Source organism: Streptomyces lydicus, assembly GCF_001729485.1.
Classification (GTDB): Bacteria; Actinomycetota; Actinomycetes; order Streptomycetales; family Streptomycetaceae; genus Streptomyces; species Streptomyces lydicus_D.
This window is the reverse complement of record NZ_CP017157.1, coordinates 6,193,011-6,216,376: the sequence shown is the minus strand read 5'-3', so window position 1 is coordinate 6,216,376 and position 23,366 is coordinate 6,193,011. Positions and strand designations below refer to the sequence as shown.

17 protein-coding genes and 1 riboswitch are annotated in these 23,366 nt (G+C 73.5%); of the genes, 10 read left to right on the top strand and 7 right to left on the bottom strand.

The annotated features are described in order from the left end of the window. The first annotated feature begins 100 nt into the window (after nt 1–100). On the top strand, nt 101–1,270 hold the full coding sequence (locus SL103_RS26940; RefSeq protein ID WP_069571528.1) for a citrate synthase/methylcitrate synthase: 1,170 nt from the start codon (nt 101–103) through the stop codon (nt 1,268–1,270). 98 nt (nt 1,271–1,368) lie between these two features. After that, a complete protein-coding gene (locus SL103_RS26935) occupies nt 1,369–2,517 on the top strand; it encodes a CobW family GTP-binding protein (RefSeq protein ID WP_069571527.1) in 1,149 nt (382 codons plus the stop codon). Between the two features lie 64 nt (nt 2,518–2,581). Here SL103_RS26935 and SL103_RS26930 read toward each other — a convergent pair whose 3' ends face one another. Then, on the bottom strand, nt 2,582–5,029 hold the full coding sequence (locus SL103_RS26930) for a DNA gyrase/topoisomerase IV subunit A (protein ID WP_069571526.1): 2,448 nt from the start codon (nt 5,027–5,029) through the stop codon (nt 2,582–2,584). Between the two features lie 303 nt (nt 5,030–5,332). Between SL103_RS26930 and SL103_RS26925 the strand changes: the two genes are divergently transcribed. The 4 genes from SL103_RS26925 to SL103_RS26910 all read left to right on the top strand — a co-directional run bounded on the left by SL103_RS26925 (nt 5,333) and on the right by SL103_RS26910 (nt 10,118). Further along, the gene (locus tag SL103_RS26925; protein WP_069571525.1) at nt 5,333–6,664 is read left to right on the top strand and encodes a M16 family metallopeptidase; all 1,332 of its coding nucleotides are present in this window, start codon (nt 5,333–5,335) and stop codon (nt 6,662–6,664) included. 38 nt (nt 6,665–6,702) lie between these two features. Further along, a complete protein-coding gene (locus tag SL103_RS26920) occupies nt 6,703–8,085 on the top strand; it encodes a M16 family metallopeptidase (protein WP_069574144.1) in 1,383 nt (460 codons plus the stop codon). Between the two features lie 208 nt (nt 8,086–8,293). Further along, a riboswitch (cyclic di-AMP (ydaO/yuaA leader) is annotated at nt 8,294–8,450 on the top strand. A gap of 12 nt (nt 8,451–8,462) precedes the next feature. Further along, nucleotides 8,463–9,251, top strand: a complete 789-nt coding sequence (locus SL103_RS26915) for a M23 family metallopeptidase (protein WP_069571524.1) — start codon at nt 8,463–8,465, stop codon at nt 9,249–9,251. A gap of 177 nt (nt 9,252–9,428) precedes the next feature. Then, entirely contained in the window at nt 9,429–10,118 is a 690-nt protein-coding gene (locus SL103_RS26910) for a GntR family transcriptional regulator (RefSeq protein ID WP_069571523.1), read from the top strand. A 322-nt stretch (nt 10,119–10,440) separates the two neighbouring features. On the opposite strand, the gene SL103_RS26905 is transcribed toward SL103_RS26910, so the two are convergent. Then, entirely contained in the window at nt 10,441–10,722 is a 282-nt protein-coding gene (locus SL103_RS26905) for an HPr family phosphocarrier protein (RefSeq protein WP_026170334.1), read from the bottom strand. A 137-nt stretch (nt 10,723–10,859) separates the two neighbouring features. Here SL103_RS26905 and SL103_RS26900 point away from each other — a divergent pair, with 137 nt between their 5' ends. From SL103_RS26900 to SL103_RS26885, 4 genes are all read left to right on the top strand, one after another. Next, nucleotides 10,860–13,931 (top strand): bifunctional GNAT family N-acetyltransferase/acetate--CoA ligase family protein, encoded by a 3,072-nt coding sequence (locus SL103_RS26900; protein WP_069571522.1) that lies wholly within the window; start codon nt 10,860–10,862, stop codon nt 13,929–13,931. A gap of 59 nt (nt 13,932–13,990) precedes the next feature. Then, nucleotides 13,991–14,584, top strand: a complete 594-nt coding sequence (locus SL103_RS26895; protein WP_069571521.1) for a DUF5998 family protein — start codon at nt 13,991–13,993, stop codon at nt 14,582–14,584. Then, entirely contained in the window at nt 14,584–15,774 is a 1,191-nt protein-coding gene (locus SL103_RS26890; RefSeq protein WP_069571520.1) for an alkaline phosphatase family protein, read from the top strand. The genes SL103_RS26895 and SL103_RS26890 overlap by 1 nt, the downstream gene beginning before the upstream one ends. Before the next feature lie 123 nt (nt 15,775–15,897). After that, a complete protein-coding gene (locus tag SL103_RS26885) occupies nt 15,898–16,548 on the top strand; it encodes a thymidine kinase (protein WP_069571519.1) in 651 nt (216 codons plus the stop codon). Nucleotides 16,549–16,596: 48 nt separating this feature from the next. Here the strand turns inward: SL103_RS26885 and SL103_RS26880 are convergent, their stop codons facing one another. The 5 genes from SL103_RS26880 to SL103_RS26860 all read right to left on the bottom strand — a co-directional run bounded on the left by SL103_RS26880 (nt 16,597) and on the right by SL103_RS26860 (nt 23,003). After that, a complete protein-coding gene (locus tag SL103_RS26880) occupies nt 16,597–18,078 on the bottom strand; it encodes an NADH-ubiquinone oxidoreductase-F iron-sulfur binding region domain-containing protein (RefSeq protein WP_208869964.1) in 1,482 nt (493 codons plus the stop codon). Next, complete coding sequence (locus SL103_RS26875) at nt 18,075–18,911, bottom strand: hypothetical protein (protein ID WP_069571518.1); 837 nt, start codon at nt 18,909–18,911, stop codon at nt 18,075–18,077. Before SL103_RS26875 ends, SL103_RS26880 begins: the two co-directional genes overlap by 4 nt. A gap of 460 nt (nt 18,912–19,371) precedes the next feature. Then, nucleotides 19,372–19,620 carry a hypothetical protein gene (locus SL103_RS26870; protein WP_164492905.1) on the bottom strand — a complete coding sequence of 83 codons (249 nt, stop codon included), beginning with the start codon at nt 19,618–19,620 and terminating at the stop codon, nt 19,372–19,374. A 137-nt stretch (nt 19,621–19,757) separates the two neighbouring features. Continuing rightward, nucleotides 19,758–20,600, bottom strand: a complete 843-nt coding sequence (locus tag SL103_RS26865; RefSeq protein WP_244304052.1) for a hypothetical protein — start codon at nt 20,598–20,600, stop codon at nt 19,758–19,760. 72 nt (nt 20,601–20,672) lie between these two features. After that, entirely contained in the window at nt 20,673–23,003 is a 2,331-nt protein-coding gene (locus SL103_RS26860; protein WP_099055459.1) for a heavy metal translocating P-type ATPase, read from the bottom strand. Nucleotides 23,004–23,366 lie beyond the last annotated feature (363 nt).

The window sequence follows — 23,366 nt, the reverse complement described above, 5'->3', positions numbered from 1 at the left end:
GTATCCAGCCGCATCCACATTGATTCAATCAATATTGACGAGTATTGAGTCAAGCATGGATAGTCGAATCAATACCCAGGGAGCAACAAGGAGACCCGCCATGCCGATCGCAGAGGCGAACGCACCCATCGACGCGCCCCGCGGACTTGCCGGGGTCATCGTCACCGAGACCCGGCTGGGCGACGTCAGGGGCCGCGAGGGCTTCTACCACTACCGCCAGTACTCCGCCGTCGAGCTGGCCACGAGCCGCAGCTTCGAGGACGTCTGGTACCTGATGTTCCACGGCGAGCTGCCCGACGCGGCACAGCTGGCGGCCTTCCGGGCCGAGACCGCCGCGCTGCGCCCGCTGCCCGACGCCGTACGCGACGCACTGCCCGCGCTCGCCGGCGCCGGTGCGCTCGCCGGCCCGCTGGCCGGACTGCGTACGGCCCTCTCACTGTTCGGCGCGTCGCTCGGCTTCCGCCCGCTGTACGACATCGACGCCGACCGGCGCCGGGCCGACGCGCTGACCGTCTGCGCCGCCGTGCCGACTCTGCTCACCGCGCTGCACCGCCTCGGCCGGGGCCTGCAGCCGGTGGCGCCCCGCGCGGATCTCGGCCACGCCGCCAACTACCTCTACATGCTCACCGGCGAGGAACCGGAGCCCGCGCAGGTGCGCGCGATCGAGGCGTATCTGATCTCCACCATCGACCACGGTTTCAACGCCTCGACCTTCACCGCCCGCGTCATCACCTCCACCGGCGCCGACCTCGCGGCCTGTCTCGTGGGTGCCGTCGGCGCGCTCTCCGGACCGTTGCACGGCGGCGCGCCCAGCCGCGCGCTGGACATGCTCGACGCCATCGGCACCCCCGACCGCATCGACGACTGGATCCGCGACCGCGTGCTGGGCGGCGACCGCATCATGGGCTTCGGCCACTCCGTCTACCGCACCGAGGACCCGCGCTCCCGGATGCTGCGCGGTGTCGCCGAGGGGTTCGGGGGACCGCTGGTGGAGTTCGCGGTCCAGGTGGAGACCCGGGTCGAGGAGCTGCTGGCCGAACTCAAGCCGGGCCGTGAGCTGCACACGAACGTGGAGCTCTACGCGGGCGTCGTCATGGAGCTGTGCGGACTGCCGAGGGAGATGTTCACGCCCACCTTCTGCGCGGCCCGGGTGATCGGCTGGAGCGCCAACGTCCTGGAACAGGCCGAGGATTCGAAGATCATCCGGCCGGCGGCGCGGTACGTCGGGCCGCCCCCGCCGCAGCCGCTGCCCGTGGTGGCGCCCCGCTAGCGCAGGGCCCGGCTCCCGCCCCCGGCGGTCCGTTACGATCGACAGCTCGTCCGCCGCCGGTCCGCGCGGCCCGCCACCCGCACCATGGAGGCGTCCCCTTGGCCCTGCAACAGATCCCGGTCGTCGTGCTCGCCGGCTTCCTCGGGTCGGGCAAGACGACCCTCCTCAACCACCTGCTCGGCGCCGGTGACGGCACCCGTATCGGCGCCGTCGTCAACGACTTCGGCAGCATCGAGATCGACGCGATGACCGTCGCCGGGCAGGTGGACTCGATGGTCTCGCTCGGCAACGGCTGTCTGTGCTGCGCGGTCGACACCAGCGAACTGGACACCTATCTGGAACGGCTGGCCCGTCCCGCCGCCCGGATCGATGTGATCGTCATCGAGGCCAGCGGGCTCGCCGAGCCCCAGGAACTCATCCGGATGATCCTCGCCAGCGACAACGACCGGATCGTCTACGGCGGGCTGATCGAGGTCGTGGACGCCGCCGAGTTCGACGCGACCCGGGCGCGCCACCCCGAACTGGACCGCCATGTGGGCATCGCGGACATCGTGGTGCTCAACAAGGCCGACCGGATCGACGGCGCGGCGCTCCAGACGTTGCGGGACACCCTGGCGGAGCTGGCTCCCGGACGGCCGGTGATCTGCACGGCGTACGGGCGGGTCGATCCCGAGCTTTTCTTCGACCGCGGGGCAGGGGAGGACCGCGACGCGGCGGTACGGCAGCTGTCCTTCGAGGACCTGCTGCGTGAGGCCGCGGCGAACGGGGCCCCCGCCCTGCCCGCCGAGGAGCACCACGACGGCGGCGACGGCCCCTGCGGCGCTCCGGAGCACGCGGCCCACCCGGACCGTGCGCACCACCCGGACCACGCGGGGCATCTCCACGCCGCTTACCAGAGCGTCGAGTTCACCTCGTCCGAGCCGATGCACCCGCGCCGGCTGATGGACTTCCTCGACAGCCGCCCCGCGGGTCTCTACCGGATCAAGGGCTTCGTCCACTTCGACGTCCCGGAGAACCGCCAGAAGTTCGCCCTGCACGCCGTCGGCGACTTCCTGCGCTTCTACCCCGCGCCCTGGCCCAAGGGCGAGGAGCGCGGAACCCAGCTCGTCATGATCGGCAGTGGCGTCGACGCGCCCGCGCTGCGCAAGGAACTGGAGAGCTGCCGGGACACCGTCCCGTCGGAGGCGGACGTGAACACCATGTGGGGCGTCCTGCGGTACGTGGCCGCACGCGAGGACGAGGGCTGACCGCCGCCGGCCCGGCTCCGGGCCGGACCGGCGGCGTAGCCACCGCTGTGGGGTCGCGCCGCGCCTACACCGGCCCGGCCAGGACGGCCACCGGCTTCGTCAACGGCACTCCCGAACCGTCCCGCCGCGGGTCGGGCTCGGGCAGCGGGACCGGGGCGCCCTTGGCGTCCGCGGCCCGCACCGGCGCCGAGCCGGCCCAGGCCAGGGTCAGACATTCCTCGCCCTTCAGGAACCGGTGGCAGCGCACGCCGCCGGTCGCCCGGCCCTTGCGCGGGTACTGGTCGAACGGGGTGAGCTTGGCCGTCGCCACCGAGTCGTCGAGCGTGCCGTGCGAGCCGGCGACGGTGAACACCATGGCCTCGCCGGCCGGGTCGACCGCCGAGAAGGCAATCACCTTCGCGCCCTCACCCAGCTTGATGCCCGCCATGCCGCCCGCCGGCCGGCCCTGCGGCCGCACCTGCGACGCCGGGAAGCGCAGCAGCTGCGCCTCGTCGGTGAGGAAGACCAGGTCCTCCTCACCGGTGCGCAACTCGGCGGCACCGATGATGCGGTCGCCCTCCTTGAGGGTGATGACCTCCAACTCCTCCTTGTTGGCGGGGTAGTCGGGCACCACCCGCTTGACGACGCCCTGCTCCGTGCCCAGCGCCAGGCCCGGTGAGGACTCGTCCAGCGTCGTCAGGCAGATCAGCTCCTCGCCCTCCTGGAGGGACAGGAACTCCGGGACCGGCGCGCCACCGGAGAGGCTGGGCGCCGCGGCGGTCTCCGGGAGCTGCGGGAGATCGACCACCGAGAGCCGCAGCAGCCGGCCCAGCGACGTCACCGCGCCCACCTCGCCGCGGGTCGTCGCCGGCACCGCCGAGATGATCACGTCGTGCTTGACGCGCTTGGCGTCGGCGTCGAAGGGCACCTCGCCGGTGACCGTACGCGCCAGCAGGCCCGTCGAGGACAGCAGCACCCGGCACGGGTCGTCGGCGACCTCCAGCGGCACCGCGCCGACCGTCGTGCCCGCCGACTCCAGCAGGACCGTGCGCCGGTCCGTGCCGTACTGCTTCGCGACCGCGGCCAGTTCGTTGGAGACCAGCTTGCGCAGCTCCGCGTCCGACTCCAGGATCCGGGTCAGCTTCTCGATCTCGTCCTGCAGCCGGTCACGCTCCGACTCCAGCTCGATCCGGTCGAACTTGGTCAGCCGGCGCAGCGGGGTGTCGAGGATGTACTGCGTCTGGATGTCGCTCAGCGAGAAGCGCTCGATCAGCCGTTCCTTGGCCTGTGCGCTGTTCTCGCTGGAGCGGATCAGGCGGATCACCTCGTCGATGTCCACCAGGGCCGTCAGCAGGCCCTCCACCAGGTGGAGCCGGTCGCGCCGCTTGGTGCGCCGGAACTCGCTGCGCCGCCGCACCACGTCGAAGCGGTGGTCGACGTAGACCTCCAGCAGCTCCTTGAGGCCCAGCGTCAGCGGCTGGCCGTCCACCAGCGCGACGTTGTTGATGCCGAAGGACTCCTCCATCGGCGTCAGCTTGTAGAGCTGCTCCAGGACGGCCTCGGGGTTGAAGCCGTTCTTGACCTCGATCACCAGCCGCAGGCCGTGCTCGCGGTCCGTGAGGTCCTTGACGTCCGCGATGCCCTGGAGCTTCTTGGAGCCGACCAGGTCCTTGATCTTGGAGATGACCTTCTCGGGGCCGACCGTGAAGGGGAGTTCCGTGACGACCAGGCCCTTGCGGCGGGCGGTGACGTTCTCCACCGTGACCGTCGCGCGGATCTTGAACGTGCCGCGGCCCTTCTCGTACGCGTCCCGGACGCCGCCCAGGCCCACGATCCGGCCGCCGGTCGGCAGGTCGGGTCCCGGCACGAAGCGCATCAGCGTGTCGAGGTCGGCGTTGGGGTGCTTGATCAGGTGGCGGGCCGCGGCGATGACCTCGCCGAGGTTGTGCGGCGGCATGTTCGTCGCCATGCCGACGGCGATGCCGGACGCGCCGTTGACCAGGAGGTTCGGGTACGCGGCGGGGAGGGCGACCGGCTCCTTCTCCTGGCCGTCGTAGTTCGGCGCGAAGTCGACGGTGTCCTCGTCGATGGACTCGGTCATCAGGGACGTCGCCGACGCCATCCGGCACTCCGTGTACCGCATGGCGGCCGGCGGGTCGTCGTTGCCCAGGGAGCCGAAGTTTCCGTGGCCGTCCACCAGCGGTACCCGCATCGAGAACGGCTGCGCCATGCGCACCAGGGCGTCGTAGATGGACGCGTCGCCGTGCGGGTGGAGCTTACCCATCACCTCGCCGACGACCCGGGCGCACTTGACGTAGCCGCGCTCCGGGCGCAGGCCCATCTCGTTCATCTGGTAGAGGATGCGTCGGTGCACGGGCTTGAGGCCGTCGCGGGCGTCCGGCAGGGCGCGCGAGTAGATGACCGAATACGCGTACTCGAGGAAGGAACCCTGCATCTCGTCGACGACGTCGATGTCGAGGATCCTCTCCTCGAAGTCGTCCGGCGGCGGGGTCTTCGTGCTGCGGCGGGCCATCGCGGCTGCGGCTCCTTCTGCTGCGTCTACTGCCGATGTCGGGAATGCGACGTCAGGGCGACGTCGGTCGATCAGCCGGGTCGATCAGCTGGCGTATCAACCGTCGAGTATCTCTGAGTCTGTCGCGGACCATTGTGGACCGCCCCACTGACAGTGCCCACCGCGACTCCCCTTTCGGCTCCCGCGGCGGCCGGGCGCGGGGCACGTTCGGGTCCCCTCGCACGGGAACTTCGCCAGATGCCGACGCGGTTGCATACAGTGACAGAACTTCCTCGCAAGCGGATCGAAGGGACGTACATGCCCATGGGTCACACGGCCACAGAACAAGCCGGCTCCGGCGGCCTGACAGCGACCGAGCACCGGCTGGCCAACGGCCTGCGCGTGGTGCTCTCCGAAGACCACCTGACCCCGGTCGCAGCGGTCTGCCTGTGGTACGACGTCGGCTCCCGCCACGAGGTCAAGGGCCGTACGGGCCTGGCTCACCTCTTCGAGCACCTGATGTTCCAGGGCTCCGCGCAGGTGACGGGCAACGGCCACTTCGAGCTCGTCCAGGGCGCCGGCGGGTCGCTCAACGGCACCACGAGCTTCGAGCGCACCAACTACTTCGAGACGATGCCCGCCCACGAGCTGGAGCTCGCGCTCTGGCTGGAGGCGGACCGGATGGGCTCGCTGCTGACCGCGCTCGACGAGGAGTCGCTGGAGAACCAGCGCGACGTCGTCAAGAACGAGCGCCGCCAGCGCTACGACAACGTCCCCTACGGCACGGCCTTCGAGAAGCTGACGGCCATGGCGTACCCGGAGGGCCACCCGTACCACCACACGCCCATCGGGTCGATGGCCGACCTGGACGCCGCCTCCCTGGAGGACGCGCGGGCGTTCTTCCGCACCTACTACGCGCCGAACAACGCCGTCCTGTCGGTCGTCGGCGACATCGACCCCGAGCAGACGCTGGCCTGGATCGAGAAGTACTTCGGCTCGATCGCCGGGCACGACGGCAAGCAGCCGCCGCGGGACGGCGCGCTGCCGGAGACCATGGGCGGCGAGCTGCGCGAGGTCGTCGAGGAGGACGTGCCCTCCCGCGCCCTGATGGCGGCCTACCGCCTGCCGCACGACGGCACCCGTGAGGCGGACGCCGCCGACCTCGCGCTGACCGTCCTGGGCGGCGGCGAGTCCTCCCGCCTGTACAACCGCCTGGTGCGCCGCGACCGCAGCGCCGTGACCGCCGGCTTCGGCCTGCTCCGGCTGGCCGGCGCGCCCTCGCTGGGCTGGCTGGACGTCAAGACGTCCGGCGGGGTGGAGGTCCCCGGCATCGAGCGCGCGGTCGACGAGGAGCTGGCGCGTTTCGCCGCCGAGGGCCCGACCCCGGAGGAGATGGAGCGGGCCCAGGCCCAGCTGGAGCGCGAGTGGCTGGACCGGCTGGCCACGGTCAGCGGCCGCGCCGACGAACTGTGCCGCTACGCCGTCCTGTTCGGCGACCCGCAGCTCGCGCTGAGCGCCGTGCAGCGCGTCCTGGACATCACACCGGAGGAGGTGCAGGCGGTCGCCAAGGCCCGGCTGCGCCCCGACAACCGCGCGGTGCTGGTCTACGAGCCGACCGACGCCGCCGACACCGAGGAAGGGGAGGCGGACCAGTGAGCGACGCCACCAGCCGCGCAGAGTCCCCCATGAGCACCATGGAGTTCCACCCGCAGCCCCGGGGCGGCGCGCCCAAGCCGTGGGCCTTCCCGGCGCCCGAGCGCAGCCAACTGCCCAACGGGCTCACGCTGCTGACGAGCCACCGCCCCGGCCAGCAGGTCGTCGCCGTCGAGATCAACCTCGTCGCTCCCCTGGACGCCGAGCCCGAGGGCCTGGACGGCGTCGCCACGATCATGGCGCGCGCCCTGTCGGAGGGCACCGACAAGCACGACGCGGAGGCGTTCGCCGCCGAGCTGGAGCGCTGCGGCGCCACTCTGGACGCGCACGCCGACCACCCCGGCGTACGGGTCTCCCTGGAGGTGCCGGCGTCCCGGCTGCACCGCGCGCTCGGCCTGCTCGCCGATGCGCTGCGCGCTCCCGCCTTCCCGGAGGGCGAGGTCGAGCGGCTGGTGCGCAACCGCCTCGACGAGATTCCGCACGAGCTCGCCAACCCGGCCCGCCGCGCCGCCATGGCGCTGTCCAAGGAGCTCTTCCCGGCCGCCTCCCGCATGTCGCGGCCCCGCCAGGGCACCGAGGACACCGTCGCGCGCATCGACGCCGCGGCCGTCCGCGCCTTCTACGACACCCACGTGCGGCCGGCCACGGCCACCGCCGTGATCGTCGGCGACTTCACCGGCGTGGACCTGGGCGCGGCGCTGGACGACACCCTCGGCGCCTGGAGCGGCTCCACGGCCGAGCCGTGGAAGGCCGCGCCGATCACCGCCGACGACACCGGCCGGGTGATCGTCGTGGACCGCCCCGGCGCGGTCCAGACCCAGCTGCTCATCGGCCGTATCGGCGCCGACCGGCACGACCGGGTGTGGCCGGCGCAGGTCCTCGGCACGTACTGCCTGGGCGGCACCCTCACCTCCCGTCTGGACCGCGTACTGCGGGAGGAGAAGGGCTACACCTACGGGGTGCGCGCCTTCGGCCAGGTACTGCGCTCCACGGCCCCCGGGTCCCCCGAGGGGGCCACCGGTGCCGCGCTGCTCGCCATCAGCGGGTCGGTCGACACCGCCTCCACCGTCCCCGCCCTGGAAGACCTGTGGAAGGTGCTGCGCACCCTCGCGGCGGAGGGGCTGACGGACGAGGAGCGGGACGTCGCCGTGCAGAACCTCGTCGGGGTGGCGCCGCTGAAGTACGAGACCGCGGCAGCGGTCGCGGGCACGCTCGCCGACCAGGTGGAGCAGCAGCTCCCGGACGACTACCAGGCGCAGTTGTACGCCCGGCTCGCGGAGACCGGCACGGTCGAGGCGACCGCGGCGGTGATCAGCGCCTTCCCCGTGGACCGGCTGGTGACGGTCCTGGTGGGTGACGCCGCGCAGATCGCCGAGCCCGTGAAGGCGCTCGGCGTCGGCGAGGTGACGGTCGTCAGCGGCTGACCCGCTGCCTGACGGGCGGTCAATTACGCTTGCGGCTCCCGTGGCGCGATCGCGCCACGGGAGCCGTCGTATGTCCGGTTTGTGGCGGCTGACCGCGGTGGTTCTTGTGGCATCCCGCACAAAAAAGCGGTTCTGTTTGCCGATTGAAAGTTGCCCCGCTTAGCGTCGGTCCGGCTGTTCGTCACAACTCCGCCACAACAGTGGCACCGAACAGTCATCGCCGAGTCCCCGTACGGCGCGAGCCAGGGGAGCCGGGGACCCACACGTCCCCTGGGGTGAATCGGACTCCTCCCCGGAGGAGCCCGTAGGAGACCTTCCTGCTCCGAACCCGTCAGCTAACCCGGTAGGCGAGAGGGAAGGAAAGGACGAGCCAGCAGATGGCGTTCACCCGTGCCACCGGGAAGCACCGCCGTACGAGCCGCACCGCCCGTACGACCCGCAACATCGCCGGCATAGCCACGCTCGCGGCCTCCGGCGCTGTCGCCTCCGTGGCGTCGCCGGCGCTGGCCCTCACCGACGAGGCGCGCACCCACGACACCGGCCTGCAGCAGGCCGTCGTCCTCGGTGACGAGCTCGCCGACCGCCTGGCGACCCAGGCCGACGCGCAGCAGGCCGCCGCGGCGAAGGAGCAGGTCGAGGCCGCCGCCAAGAAGCGCGCCGAGGAGGCCAGGCGGCACGCCGAGGCCGTCCGGAAGAAGGCCAAGGCCGAGCACGAGGCCAAGGTGCGGGCCGCCCGCGAGGCCGAGCGCAAGCGCCTCAACGCCTTCGTCGCGCCGGTCACCGGCTCCTACGTCTCCACCGGCTACCAGGCGTCCAGCAGCCTGTGGTCCTCCGGCAGCCACACCGGCATCGACTTCCACGCCGCCTCCGGCACCTCCGTCCACGCCGTCGGCGCGGGCACCGTCGTCGAGGCCGGCTGGGGCGGCGCGTACGGCAACAACATCGTGATCAAGATGCACGACGGCACGTACACCCAGTACGGCCACCTGTCGTCGATCGGCGTCTCGGTCGGCCAGACCGTCACGCCGGGCCAGCAGATCGGCCTCTCCGGCGCCACCGGCAACGCCACCGGCCCCCATCTGCACTTCGAGGCCCGCACCACCCCCGACTACGGCTCGGACATCGACCCGATCGCCTACCTGCGCGCGCACGGCGTCAACGTCTGAGACACCGCCGTTCCGCCCGGCACACCGCATCGCCCGGCCGGCGGATCCGTCCGCCGTCGGCCAAAAGAGATGCATGAATAACCGAAGTCCATCGGAAATGCCGCCCCGGTCGAATAGAGTCACCGAAATACCGTCAACCGGCGGTGTTTCCCGGGGATTACGGCGGAGGCTCGGACGATGCGAGGCCATATTTCCGCGCATGCGGTGTGCACGGCGATTCGCGAGGACATCGTCTCCGGCGCGCTGGCGCCGGGGAGCCGGCTGATCGAGGAGATCCTGGCGGCGCGTTACGGCGTCTCCAGGGTGCCGGTCCGCGAGGCGCTGCGCACCCTGCAGTCGGAGGGTTTCGTCACCACCCGGCACCACGCGGGCGCCTGCGTCGCCGAGCCCACGGAGCAGGAGGCCGCCGACCTCCTGGACGTCCGGGCCCTGCTGGAGCCGCTGGGCGCGGCCCGGGCGGCCGCCCGCCGCAGCCAGGAGCATCTCAAGGTGCTGCGCGGGCTGGTGCGGCTCGGCCGGGAGCGAGCCCGCCACGGCAGCCCCGCCGACCTGCGCCAACTGGACGGGTGGTTCCACGAGACGCTCGCCCGGGCGGCCGGCAGTCCCGGCCTGACCGCGCTGCTGACCCAGCTGCGGCGCAAGATCGAGTGGATGTACGCGGTGGAGCCGCCGGCCCGGGCCGGCGAGTCGTGGGACGAGCACGGCGCGGTGCTGGACGCGGTGGCCCGGGGGGACGCGGAACGGGCCCGGGCCCTGATGGCGGCGCACATCGAGCGCTCCCTGCCGGTGTACCGGCTGCGGCGCCCCGCCGGGGACGGGGTGAGGGATCCGAAACGGCCCGTCAACACGGCACGCGCCCGCTCTTAACAAGCGACCCGTATACAAAGAGCTGCGGAATCCCGGAGCGGCCACGGAAAACGCAGGAAAGGCGACGCCTTATATCGGGGCGGCATTTCCGCTGCCCGCATTTCGGCTGCCTTGCCGCGGCCGTCCGGCATGCGCATTTCCCGCGCCCCGGGCTCGCGCCCCGCGCGGAATCCGGCCGGTGAATTCCGGCGCTTTTTCCCCGCTTACGCGCCCCGTGTCGCGTCCCGTGCGCGGTCTACGTGAAACGGCCCCGCCGTGACGACCGGAATCCGGTCACCACGGCGGGGCCGCCGCAGGCTGCGGGGTCCTCGCGGACTCGCCCTCAGACGGTCTCCGGGAGCTCCTCGAGACCCTCGGCCACGAGCTTCGCCAGACGGTCGAGCGCGGCCTCGGCGCCCTCGGCGTCGGACGCCAGCACGATCTCCTCGCCGCCCTGCGCGCCCAGGCCCAGGACCGCGAGCATGGAGGCCGCGTTGACGGGGTTGCCATCGGCCTTGGCGATCGTCATCGGGACACCGGAGGCGGTGGCCGCACGGACGAAGATCGACGCGGGGCGGGCGTGCAGGCCCTCGGCCCAACCGACATTGACGCGGCGCTCAGCCATGGTGTTGCCCTTCAAAGTCGTGACTGTTGTCTAGACCATTCTTGCACGCTGCCGGCGGTGGTCCAGCAGTCCTTCGTGCTGATCCCGAGGGTACGCGCGCAGGGCCGATTGTCGGTGCCCGGTCGTACTCTGTCCGCATGCAGAAGCCGCCGGACCACGCGTACCCGACCCACTGGGAAGCCGACGTGGTGCTGCGCGACGGTGGCACGGCGCGGATCCGCCCGATCACCCCTGACGACGCCCAGCGTCTGGTGTCCTTCTACGAACAGGTCTCGGACGAGTCGAAGTACTACCGCTTCTTCGCTCCCTACCCGCGCCTGTCCGACCGCGACGTGCACCGCTTCACCCACCACGACTACGTCGACCGGGTCGGCCTCGCCGCCACGGTGGGCGGCGAATTCATCGCCACGGTCCGCTACGACCGGATCAACGACCAGGGGCTGCCCGCCAAGGACCCCGAGGACGACCAGGCCGAGGTCGCCTTCCTCGTCCAGGACGCCCATCAGGGCCGCGGGGTCGCCTCCGCCCTCCTGGAGCACATCGCGGCCGTCGCCCGGGAGCGCGGCATCCGGCGGTTCGCCGCCGAGGTGCTGCCCGCCAACTCCAAGATGATCAAGGTGTTCACGGACGCCGGCTACACCCAGCAGCGCACCTTCGAAGACGGTGTGGTCCGGCTCGAGTTCGACCTGGAGCCCACCGAGCAGTCCATGGCCGTGATGCGCGGCCGCGAGCAGCGCGCCGAGGCCCGCTCGGTGCAGCGCCTGCTCGCCCCCGGCTCGGTCGCCGTCATCGGCACCGGCCGCACCCCCGGCGGCATCGGCCGCACGGTCCTGCGCAGCATCCTCGACGCCGGCTACACGGGCCGGGTGCACGCCGTCAACCACGCCTTCCCCGACGACCTGCACCGACTCGACCCCGAAGGGGTGCCGGCCGTCCGCGCCCTGCGGGAGATCCCCGACCCGGTCGACCTCGCGGTCATCGCGGTGCCCGCGGACGGCGTCCCCGCCGTGGTCCGCGACTGCGGGGAGCACGGCGTCCAGGGGGTGCTCATCCTCTCCTCCGGTTACGCCGAGGCGGGCCCCGAGGGCAGGGAGCGGCAGCGCGACCTGCTCCGCCAGGCCCGCTCGTACGGCATGCGGCTCATCGGACCCAACGCCTTCGGCCTGATCAACACCGCCGCCGACGTCCGGCTCAACGCCTCCCTCGCCCCCCGGATGCCCGGCGCCGGCCACATCGGCCTGTTCACCCAGTCCGGCGCCATCGGGATCGCCCTCCTCAGCGGCCTGCACGCCCGCGGCCCCGGGCAGGGCGGCATCGCCGGCATCTCCAGCTTCGTCTCGGCCGGCAACCGCGCCGACGTCTCCGGCAACGACCTGCTCCAGTACTGGTACGACGACCCGGACACCGATGTCGTCATCCTCTATCTGGAGTCCATCGGCAACCCCCGCAAGTTCGCCCGGCTCGCCCGGCGCACCGCCGCGGTCAAGCCCGTCGTGGTCGCCAAGGGGGCCCGGCACACCGGCACCGCCCCGCTCGGCCACGCCGTGCCCACGGTCCGCGTGCCCGACAGCACGGTCGCCGCCCTGATGCGGCAGGCCGGCGTGATCCGCGTCGACACGATCACCGAACTCGTCGACGCCGGACTGCTGCTGGCCTCCCAGCCGCTGCCGGCCGGCCCGCGCATCGGCATCCTCGGCAACTCCGAGTCGCTGGCGCTGCTCGCCTACGACGCCTGTCTGACCGAGCGGCTGCGCCCGGTGCGCCCGCGCGTGCTGGCCTCGGCGGCGACGCCGGACGACTTCCGTGCCGCGCTCGCCGAGACGCTGGCCGGCGAGGGCTGCGACGCCGTGATCGTCACGGCCATCCCGTGGGTGGCGGAGCACGACGGCTCCTTCCCCGGCGGGAGCGAGGGCACCGCGCTCGCCGCCGCCCTGCGCGACGCGGCCGCCGAGCATCCGCACAAGCCGGTCGCGGTCGTCCACCTGGCCATGGACGACCTCGCCGAGACGCTCGCGGCACCGTCGCCGGCAGCCTCCTCCACCGACCTCGCGGGGGCAGCCGACCCGGCGATGGCGGCCGACCCGGCGACCGCGGCCGACCCGGCGGCCCCTGACCGGCAGCCCACCCGTTCCGAAGCTCCGGAGCCCCGGCCCGCCCCGCCCGCGGCTCCTCCGCCCGGCGCCGCGCCCCCGCCGCCCCCGCACCGCACGGCCGCCGCCCGCCCCTCGGCCCCGCCCGGCCCACCCCCGGCGCCCGCTGGCGTCCCCGCGCCCCCGCCGGCCGACGCCGAGGCCGCCGCCGGCCCGCTCCGGCGGCGTCCGGCGCCGCTGCGGATCCCCGCCTATCCGGCCGCCGAGCGTGCCGTGCGCGCACTCGCCGAGGCGGTCCGGTACGCCGCCTGGCGCCGCGAGGCCGCGGAGCCCGGCCGGGTGCCGGAGTACGAGGACATCCAGGAGGCGGCGGCCGGCGCCGACATCGAGCGGCTCCTCGGCCGGCTGGCCACCGACACCTCCGACGGCCGCTCCTTCCCGGTGCCGCCCGAGGACGCCGAGGCCCTGCTCGCCCGCTACGGCATCCGCACCCACCCGGCCCTCCCGGCCCCGGACCCGGACACCGCCGTACGCGCCGCCGCCCGCCTCGGCTACCCGGTGGCGCTCAAGACCACCGCCCCCCACCTGCGGCACCGCGCCGACCTGGGCGGGGTCCGCCTGGACATCGCCGGCGAGACCGAACTCCGGCGTACGTACGCCGAATTGACCGACTTCCTCGGCTCGCCCGAGGAGCTGCGCCCGGTCGTCCAGTCGATGGTCCCGCGCGGCGTCGACACGGTCGTCCGGGCCGCCATCGACCCGGCCGCCGGCGCGGTCCTCTCGTTCGGCCTGGCCGGCGCCCCCTCCCAGCTGCTCGGCGATGTCGCCCACCGCCTCATCCCCGCCACCGACCGCGAGGTCGCCGAACAGATCCGCTCGATCCGGGCCGCCCCGCTGCTGTTCGGCTGGCGCGGCTCCCAGCCCGTCGACACCCGTGCGCTGGCGGAGCTCCTGCTGCGGGTCTCCCGGCTCGTCGACGATCACCCCGAGGTGGTGGGCGTCGACCTCGAACCGGTCGTGGTCTCCGCGCACGGCCTGTCCGTCCTGGGGGCCGGCGTCCGGCTGGCGAGGCCCCCCGCCACCACCGACCTGGGCCCCCGCCGCCTGCCCGCCTACTAGGAGGCCGCCTCATGCCCACTGGGCCCGTACCCCCGCGCAGGCCCCGTAGGATGGACCCCATGGCTAAGACCGGTACGACGACCCAGGGGCTGCGCGCGGCGATCGAGCGCAGTGGCTATTACCCGACGCTCGTGGCCGAGGCGGTGCAGGCCGCGGTCGGCGGCGAGCCGGTGGTGTCGTACCTCGTCCACCAGGAGACGACCTTCGACGCCAACGAGGTCCGCCGCCACGTCACCGTCCTGGTCCTGACCGGTACGCGCTTCATCGTCAGCCACACCGACGAGCAGGCCGCCGACGCCACCTCCCCGTCGCCGTACGCCACCACCTCCACCGAGTCCGTCAAGCTGGGCCGGATCTCCTCCGTGGTGCTCAGCCGCGTGGTCGCGAACCCCGAGTCGTACACCCCGGGTCAGCTGCCCCGCGAGGTGGTACTGACCATCGGCTGGGGCGCCGTCGCCCGGCTGGACCTGGAGCCCGCGGCCTGCGGCGACCCCAACTGCGAGGCGGATCACGGCTACACCGGATCCTCCACCGCCGACGACCTCTCGCTGCGGGTCAGCGAGGCGGGTGACGGTCCCGACTCGGTGCGCGAGACGCTCGCCTTCGCCCAGGCGCTCTCCGAGGCCACCGCGGCCACCACCGCCCCCCGCTGATGGTCGACATCGCCCCCGCCTGGCCGGAACCCACACCGCTCGACCCGCTCGACGCCCCGGTGCCCCGCTACGGCAGTGGCTCCCTCGCCGATCTCCTGCCCACCGTCGCCGCGGGCCTCGGCGTCCCCGGCCTCGGCGCGAGCATGGAGCTGGCACCGGCCGACCGGGCCTGTGTCTTCCTCATCGACGGCCTCGGCTGGGACCTGCTGCGCGCGCACCCGGAGGAGGCACCGTTCCTCACCTCGCTCCTGGGGACGTCGTCGAACGGCACCGGCCGCCCGCTCACCGCGGGCTTCCCCTCCACGACCGCGACCTCGCTCGCCTCGGTCGGCACCGGCCTGCCGCCGGGCGCCCACGGCCTGCCCGGCTACACCTGTGAGGACCCGGCCACCGGCGCCCTGATGAACCAGCTGCGCTGGTATCCCTGGACCGACCCGCACGTCTGGCAGCCGTATCCGACGGTCTTCCAGCAGGCGGCCGCGGCGGGTGTCCACACCTGTCAGGTCTCCGCACCGAACTTCGAGCAGACCCCGCTCACCAAGATCGCGCTCAGCGGCGGCAGCTTCCACGGCCGGCTCTCCGGCGAGGAGCGGATGGACCTGGCCGCCGAACAACTCGCCGCCGCCGACCGCTCGCTGGTCTACACGTACTACTCCGAGGTCGACGGCAAGGGCCACCGCTACGGCGTCAACTCCGATGCCTGGCGCGGCCAGTTGATGTACGTGGACCGGCTCGCCGAACGGCTCGCGGAGCAACTCCCGCCGCGCAGCGCCCTCTACGTCACCGCCGACCACGGCATGATCGACATCCCCTTCGACCCCGAGTCCCGGATCGACTTCGACGAGGACTGGGAACTGCGGGCCGGCGTCCGCCTGTTGGGCGGCGAGGGCCGCGCCCGGCACGTCTACGCCCACCCCGGCGCGGCCGCCGACGTGCTCGCCGTGTGGCGCGAGGTGGTCGGCGAGCAGATGTGGGTCGCGAGCCGCGACGAGGCCATCGCCGCCGGGTGGTTCGGACCGCGGGTCGACGACCGGGTGCGGGCCCGGATCGGTGATGTCGTGGCGGCCGCGCACGCCGACATGGTGATCATCGCGAGCGAACGTGAGCCCCGTGAATCGGAGATGGTCGGGATGCACGGCTCGATGACTCCGGTGGAGCAGCTGGTACCGCTCCTGGAAGTCCGCACCTGACCCGTATCCGGTCACCCCGCACCCGTACGCCCCACGCCCCACGCCCCCCGCCCACCGGGGCGGAAGGCGGGCCCTGCCCGCTGCCACGCCGCTGACTCCGACGCGAAAGGCCATCCCCCACCCATGTCCGCACTGGTGTTTTTCTCCGGAACCATGGACTGTGGGAAGTCGACTCTGGCGCTGCAGATCGCGCACAACCGGTCGGCTCGTGGGCTGCAGGGCGTGATCTTCACGCGGGAGGACCGTGCGGGAGCCGGCAAGCTGTCGTCGCGCCTGGGCCTGGTGACCGACGCGGTGGAGGCCGCCCCCGGGCTGGATCCGTACGCGTTCGTGGTGGAGCGCATGTCGCGGGGCGGCAGGGTGGACTACGTCATCGTGGACGAGGCGCAGTTCCTGCTGCCGGAGCAGATCGACCAACTGGCCCGGATCGTCGACGATCTGGACCTCGATGTCTTCGCGTTCGGCATCACCACGGACTTCCGGACCAAGTTGTTCCCCGGTTCGCAGCGGCTGTTCGAGCTGGCGGACCGGATCGAGACGCTGCAGGTCGAGGCGATGTGCTGGTGCGGTGCCCGGGCCACGCACAACGCCCGCACGGTGGGCGGCGAGATGGTCGTCGAGGGCGAACAGGTCGTGGTGGGGGATGTGGGCGGTGCTGCGGAGGCCGTCGGGTACGAGGTTCTGTGCCGCCGTCATCATCGCCGGCGGATGACGAGCGCGACGGCACGAGCGGCGGCGCTTTCGCCTGACGTGCTGCCGGTCGCGTCGGATTGACCGTGCGTCACGGCGGCAGGGCCGCCGCGAGGGGCCTCCGGGGCGGAGTCAGGCGCGGTGCCGGAGGCGCACTGCCAGGGCCGGGCACTGGTTGACGGCGCGGCGGGCGTCGTGCTCCTGCCAGGGGGCGACCGGGATGCCGGTGGAGGTGGGGTAGCCGTGCGGGCCGAGGCGGATGAGGTCGGGAGCCAGCACGGCGCACAGACCGTGTCCGGTGCAGCGGGACCGGTCCACCTCCAGCCGGGTGCCCTTCACGGGCGGGAGGGGGAGCAGTCCCTGCACGGGGCGGCCGCAACCGGCGCCGGACAGGTGGGCGTCGACGTCCTCGACGAAGACGTCCAGCGCGGTGAGGAGGAAGCGGGCCGTGCCGTCCGGGTGGGAGCAGGCGCCACCGCTCCGGGCCGCGCCGAGGGCACGCCGGATGTCCTCCAGCACGGCGGGCTCGGCGGCACCGGCGGCCAGCGCGGCCAGGGCGTCGGCGGCAACGGGCAGGCCGCGCTTGCACGGTCCGCACTGGCCGGCGGACTCGGCCGCCAGCCAGGCCGCGACCCGGGCGGTCTCGCCGAGCGGGCAGGTGTCGTCGGGAAGCGTGACGACCGCACCCGCACCGAGGGTTCCGCCGAGGTCGGCGAGCCCGGCGCGGGACAGCGGCGCGTCGAGGGCGTCCGACGGGGGCAGCCAGGCACCGTGGTAGCCGCCCACCAGCACGCCGGCGCCCGGCTGCACGCCGCAGGCATGCAGTACCGGGCCCAGCCGGGTGCCGGCCGGCACCTCGACCACCAGCGGATCGGCGCCCGGCCGGTTGACGGTGAGCAGGACCGTGCCGGGTTCGTCGGCGGTGCCGACGGCGGCGTAGGCGTCGGGCCCGAGCCGGGCCGCGACGGCGAGTTGGGCCAGGGTCTCCGCGTTGGAGAGCAGCGTCGGACGGCGCCGCACCCCGCCCTTTCCGCCGCCGGCCGCGCGGGCCTTCAGCGGCGCCGGTATCGCCGGCAGGCCGTTGACGGCACGGATCAGGGCACCGGATTCGCCCGAGACGAAGCGTTCGGGCACGCACAGGGTCCGGGCCGGGCAGGGAAGCTCGCGCTCGGCGAGGGCGGCCGGGACCGATATCTCGCCGGGGCTGCCGGCGGTGACGCCGACCACGATCTCCTCGGCGCCGAAGGCGGCCGCGGCCAGGCAGGCGCCGTCCAGCACCAGATGCGGCGCGCGGGCGAGCAACACCTTGTCCTTGGCGCTGGCCGGTTCGCCCTCCGCGCCGTTCACCACGATGACCGGCGGCAGACCGGTGCGGTCGACGGCGGCGAGGGTGGCCCGGGCCTTGCGGGCGAACGGGAAGCCGGCGCCGCCGCGGCCGGCGAGGCCGACGGCTTCGGCCAGGGCGAGCAGGCCGTCCCGGCCCGGTCGGGGGAGTGGCGGGTGGACACGGTGGTGGGCGGCGAGGTCCAGGCGCTGGTGGCGGTCCAGGCCGGCGGTCAGCCGGGCCGCCTCCAGCCAGCGTGCCTCGGGCAGCTCCAGCGGGGCGTGCTTCACTCGCCGCTCCCGGGCTGGGCCAGGCGGACCGTCCGGGCCCCCGGTCTCGCGGCGTGCTTGGGCTGTCCGGGCAGGCGGGCACCGTGCGCGGACCGGCGAGCCGGCGCCATCGGTCCGGCGGGCCAGGCGCTCGGGCGAGGGTCGGTGAGGGGCCGGTCGGACCGCGTGGACAGGGCGGCCAGAGCGGCCGGACGGACAGCGGCGGGCCGATACGCCTTGGCATCGCGCCGACGCCGGCTCAGGCTCCGGTGGCGACCCAGGAAGGAAAGGGCACGGACCAACAGTGCGAGCGCCACCAGGGCCACGCACAGGCCGTAACCCAAGAGCACCCACGCGTGCGCCGCGCGCCCCGCCGTCAGTCCGTGCGCCACGGAGATCGGCCAGCAGACGTACGCCAGCGAGTGCAGCACCCGCCACAGCCAGGGGCGGCGGCTGCCGGCGAACCGACCGCGGAGCACGCCGGTGGCCGTGATCAGGACGAGCAGGTCGGCGGCGAGGGTGCCCAGGCCGACCGCGAGGGCGGCGCCGCCGGTGAAGGGGACCACCGCGGTCTGCGGAGCGGCGTGCCGCTCGACGACCTTGACCGCGATGTGCGTGACCAGGAAGCCGAGCGCCGCGACGGCGCTCGCCCGGTGCACCGACTGCACGGACACCCGTAGCCGGGGCGTCAGCACCAGCCGGTCGGTGGCGGCGAGCCCACAGGTCACCACGGCAGTGAGCGAGATCAGGGTGAAGACGCCCGCGAAGTGGTCCAGGAAGGCCATCATCCGGCCCGCTGCCCCGACGAGCACGGCGCCGACCCCAGGATGGGCGAGCAGGGCGACGCTGGACATGGGGCACCTTCTTCCTTCGCTCGGGTCACGCAGCCGGGCCGGGGCGTGGCCGGCTCGGGAGACCGCATGCCCACGTCGGAAGAGCGCACCGCCGGGATGTGTGGGGCACCGGCGGTGCCTGCACGACAGGGCCCATCGTTAGCCCGTACCCCGTCCCACTGGCAACGGCCCCTGATACGGCCCACGACCGTAGCCGGACTCGGCATCGACGCCGATTCCCCGGGACAGCGGCGGATTTCGCGCCACGACCGTGCCTAGTAGATGCCGGGAGCGGCGTGACCGGACTCACCGTGCGGGAGCCGTGCGCCGTGTCGTGATCTTGCACCGCGTGCCGTGCTCACCGGCCACGGTCGGTCTTTGCGGGACAGGGGCCGTTCTCCCCGCTTCGGGACGTCGCGTGGAAGCAGGAGAGAACGGCCGCGCCCGTGCGTCCTCCCCGTCAACGGGGCGGAACCGGTCCTCAGCGCAGGACGTTGGCCCAGTGGTTCAGGACCGCGGGAAGCTCCTCGGCGTTCACCCACGCGCGGAACAGCTGGTCGCCCCGTTGCTCAGGCGTGCCCGTGTACACGCCCACGATCGCGCGGTCGTGCATGAGCGCGTCCTCCCTGCACCCGTTGTTCTCCTTCCACACGGACACGCACCCCTGGCGGTACGTCAGCGGTCCGATCTCGTACACGTCTTCGGCCTCGGGGCCGCCATTTACGTTCATGTACCGGGACCCTATGCGGGTCCCGCGCGCTTCGGGCCGAGATTGATGATCCGTTCGACGGAGGGGGCGGAATCGGTCGCGCGTGCGGCGAGGGGGCGGCGTGGGGTGCTGACCTCGGTTGCCCGTCGTCGCCGCCGCTATCCGGGCTTCCGCAGCACCTCGGCGATGTGGGCCCGGTACGTGCGCAGCGCCCGCAGCCCGGCGGAGTAGCGGTCGCGGTGCCGTCTGATGTCCGCGGACTGCTTCCACGCACGTACGGCGTGCCAGGACTGGGCCGTACGGTGGCGGCGCTTGCAGAGGACGTCCGCGACGGCGGTGGCCCGCTCCCGCCGCGTATGCCGGGTGTTGCCGCTGCTGTCCCGCTGCCAGGCGTGGTCCGTGTACGCGGCAACGGGGTCCGGATAGCGGGGGAATCCCTGTTCCGCCACACAGCGGGACCACAGAGCCCAGGCCGCGCGCAGGCCCGGATCGCGCTTGACCTCTTTGTCGACCTCGATCGCCCGTCTGCTCGCGTAGAGCCAGTCCCGCTTGAGGTCGATGCCGTGCAGCAGCCGCCGGTTCGCCCGGGCGTTGCAGGAAGGCCAGTCCGCATACTCGGCGTTGGTCATGCGGCGGCCCGTCGGCCGGGGAACCGGGTGCTTCGCGGAGTCCCAGCCGTAGCCCCAGCGGCGGGCGGCGTCCAGATCGAGGGCGCCGTAGTCGGTGCCGACCGCGGTGGCGACGACGGGATCGCCGGGGTAGCGGGGGTCGAGCGGGAAGTCCGGGTGGCCGCGGTCAGCCATGCACTGCCGGATCAGCAGTGCCGATGCCCGGTGGGATCGCTGGTAGTCCTGCGGTGTGTAGTCGTAGCGGTCGGCCGGCAGGGGGCCGAGGTCCGACGCCGTGCGGATGACCTCCGGGCGTTCCGAGCCGGAGGCGCAGAACGCCGCCAGCACTGTCACCACCGCCACGGCACCCAGCCGCCACCCCCGCCCCGCCATGGTCAGGGATGCTGGCGCGCCGCCCGCGTCGGGGGACCGGTGGGAGCGGCCGAGGTCGGTGACGTCCGTCGTTCACGGTGCGAGGGAGAAGTAGTTCTCCTCCTCCTGGGTGAAGTGCAGGCGCAGGACGGTGTTGAGGCCGTAGAGGCAGGAGCGCAGGTCGTCGAGTTGCTCCGGGGAGAGGCCGCCGCCCGCGTGAGCCAGTTGCAGGTGGGTGGCGATGCGCCGGGAGAGGCGTTCGATCTCGGTGTGGGCGCGGCTCATGGTGGCGGTGGCCTCGGGCCCGCCGAGAGTGGGGGCGAGCGCCGGGTAGAGCTCGTGCTCCTCGGCGTACTCGTGCGGCAGCAGCCGTTCGGTCAGCAGACGATGGGTCTCCTCCACCGCGGCCAAGGCGGTGGGGCCGGAGCTGTCGGAGAGCCGGTCGGCGGCGTCGCGTACGGCGTCGAGGACGTCCTGGAGGTCGTCGTGTTCGGCGGCGAAGCGGTGGATGAGGGCCTCGGCGGCGGGGGTGAGGGGCAGCCGCGCGGCCTGGTCGGTGCGCAGGGCGCGCAGGGCGTTGAGGATGACGGCGACGTCGATGCCCTCCTGGAGCAGGGCACCGGCGGCGGGCGGGAGCAGGCCGAAGGCAGCCGCGGCCATGGCGGCCAGGGACATCAGCATGCCGCCGAGGGCGCTCTGTACCGCGATGCGCCGAGCGCGCTGGGCGATGGCGACGGCGTCGGCGAGGCGGTCGACGCGGTCGGTGGTCAGGACGATGTCGGCGGCTTCGGAGGACGCGGTGGAGCCGCGGGCGCCCATGGCGACGCCGATGTCGGCGGCGGCAAGGGCGGGGGCGTCGTTGACGCCGTCGCCGACCATCACGCTGACCGCGCGCTCGCGTTCGGCGCGCACGGCGGCGACCTTGTCGGCCGGGCCGAGTTCGGCGCGTACGTCGTCCAGGCCGAGGACGGCGGCGACCTCGTGGGCGGGCGCGGCACGGTCGCCGGTGAGCATCAGCAGCCGGTCGATGCCCGCCGCCCGCAGGTGGCGCAGCGTGCGCGGCGCGTCGTGCCGCAGGGGGTCGCGCAGGAGTACGGCGCCGGTCAGGTGTCCGTCGACGGTGAGCCAGGCGACGGCCGCCCCGTCCAGGAGCGCCCGGGTGTCGACCGCCTTCGCCCAGTCCGGCCGGGCGGTCGCGGCGCTCCTGAGGCCGACGGCGGCCCGGTGGCCGTCCACGTTCCCGGTGGCGCCCCGGCCGGGTTCCTCGCCGACGTCCGTCGGGACCGACAGGGCCAGTCCGCGTTCCCGGGCGGTGTCGACGAGGGCCTGGGCGAGCACGTGGGGTGAGTACTGGTCGAGCGAGGCTGCCAGGCGGAGGACCTCGGTGGGTTTGGCCCCGGGGGCGGCGATCACGTCGAGCACGCGGGGGCGGCCGCGGGTGAGGGTGCCGGTCTTGTCCAGCAGGAGCGTGCGTGCGCGGCCGAGGTTCTCCAGCGCCCCGCCGTCGCGGATGACGACGCCGAGGCGCGAGGCGCGCGAGAGGCCGGAGACGATGGCGACCGGGGCGGCCAGCAGCAGCGGGCAGGGAGTGGCGACCACCAGGACCGCGACCGCCCGGACCGCGGAGCCGCTGATCAGCCAGGCCAGCCCTGCCACCGCGAGCGAGAGCGGGAGGAACCAGGCGGCGTAGCGGTCGGCCAGCCGTACGACGGGCGCGGACTCGGCGCCGGCCTGCCGGGCCAGCCGCACGATCCCGGCGTAGGTGCTGTCCTGCTCGGTGGCCGTGGCACGCAGCTCGAACGCGCCTCCGGCGTTGACCACGCCGCTGCGCACCGGCTCGTCCCGGGCCCGCTCGACCTGGAGGGCCTCACCGGTGAGCACCGACTCGTCGAGGACCGCGGCGGCGCCCTCCACGCGGCCGTCGACGGGGACGACCTCGCCGGGGCCGACGACGAGCAGGTCGCCGACGGCGACCTCGGCCACCGGCACCGTGGTCACGCCGGCCCCGGTGCGGCGGCGCGCGGAGCGGGGCGCATGTTCCAGCAGGGCGCGAAGATCGTGGGAGGCACGTCGTCGGGCTGCGGCTTCCAGGGTGCGCCCGGTGGCGAGCATCAGGGCGATCAGCGCGCCGGCCAGGTACTCGTGCACGGCCAGGGTGCCGGCCAGCGCGAGGACGGCGATGAGGTCCACGCCCGCGTGCCCGTGCCGCAGTGCGGCGAGCACCCATCCCACGGCGGGGCCCACCGCGGACAGGGTGCCCAGCCCCCAGAAGAGGTCGGCGGGGCCGCCCGCGCCCGCGAGCCAGGCGATGCCACCGGCGATCAGGGCGGTCGCCGTGACGGCCAGGAGGACGGGTTCGAGCCGTGGGAGCGCGACCGCCGGGGTCGGGCGGCGCAGCCGCGTGGTGAGCGTGTGGTGCTTCATGACGTGTCTCGGTCCGTCCGGCGCCGGGACCGCCGGCCGGTCCCCCTCCATCACAGCGCGCCACCGGGTGCCGGCGGGAGGGGACGTCCGGCCCTGTTTCAGGGCCGAACAGACCGTCGGGGTGCCGGCAGGCGCCGCGGTCGGGCACCGGGTGCGCAGTGTTGCGGCCGGCGCCGGGAGCGGGAACGCAGCCCCTTGCCCCGAGGATTTTCCGGGCGGTGGGAGACGCTTCCGCACGCACCTCTCCCCGGGCTCCCGCCGGCCGGCCGAACTCGCCGACCGCGTCGCGTCGTTGGAGGTCGAGGGCGCCCGGGCCCTGCGAGGAGAGACGTCAACCAGGCGCAGGGCGAGGCTGGTTACGCG

What these genes read in the sequence shown, in the direction of transcription:
- SL103_RS26940 (WP_069571528.1), top strand. Translation starts at nt 101, where the DNA reads ATGCCGATCGCAGAGGCGAACGCACCCATCGACGCGCCCCGCGGACTT.
- SL103_RS26930 (WP_069571526.1), bottom strand. Translation starts at nt 5,029, where the DNA reads ATGGCCCGCCGCAGCACGAAGACCCCGCCGCCGGACGACTTCGAGGAG.
- SL103_RS26925 (WP_069571525.1), top strand. Translation starts at nt 5,333, where the DNA reads ATGGGTCACACGGCCACAGAACAAGCCGGCTCCGGCGGCCTGACAGCG.
- SL103_RS26920 (WP_069574144.1), top strand. Translation starts at nt 6,703, where the DNA reads ATGGAGTTCCACCCGCAGCCCCGGGGCGGCGCGCCCAAGCCGTGGGCC.
- SL103_RS26915 (WP_069571524.1), top strand. Translation starts at nt 8,463, where the DNA reads ATGGCGTTCACCCGTGCCACCGGGAAGCACCGCCGTACGAGCCGCACC.
- SL103_RS26910 (WP_069571523.1), top strand. Translation starts at nt 9,429, where the DNA reads ATGCGAGGCCATATTTCCGCGCATGCGGTGTGCACGGCGATTCGCGAG.
- SL103_RS26905 (WP_026170334.1), bottom strand. Translation starts at nt 10,722, where the DNA reads ATGGCTGAGCGCCGCGTCAATGTCGGTTGGGCCGAGGGCCTGCACGCC.
- SL103_RS26900 (WP_069571522.1), top strand. Translation starts at nt 10,860, where the DNA reads ATGCAGAAGCCGCCGGACCACGCGTACCCGACCCACTGGGAAGCCGAC.
- SL103_RS26895 (WP_069571521.1), top strand. Translation starts at nt 13,991, where the DNA reads ATGGCTAAGACCGGTACGACGACCCAGGGGCTGCGCGCGGCGATCGAG.
- SL103_RS26890 (WP_069571520.1), top strand. Translation starts at nt 14,584, where the DNA reads ATGGTCGACATCGCCCCCGCCTGGCCGGAACCCACACCGCTCGACCCG.
- SL103_RS26885 (WP_069571519.1), top strand. Translation starts at nt 15,898, where the DNA reads ATGTCCGCACTGGTGTTTTTCTCCGGAACCATGGACTGTGGGAAGTCG.
- SL103_RS26875 (WP_069571518.1), bottom strand. Translation starts at nt 18,911, where the DNA reads ATGTCCAGCGTCGCCCTGCTCGCCCATCCTGGGGTCGGCGCCGTGCTC.
- SL103_RS26870 (WP_164492905.1), bottom strand. Translation starts at nt 19,620, where the DNA reads ATGAACGTAAATGGCGGCCCCGAGGCCGAAGACGTGTACGAGATCGGA.
- SL103_RS26865 (WP_244304052.1), bottom strand. Translation starts at nt 20,600, where the DNA reads ATGGCGGGGCGGGGGTGGCGGCTGGGTGCCGTGGCGGTGGTGACAGTG.
- SL103_RS26860 (WP_099055459.1), bottom strand. Translation starts at nt 23,003, where the DNA reads ATGAAGCACCACACGCTCACCACGCGGCTGCGCCGCCCGACCCCGGCG.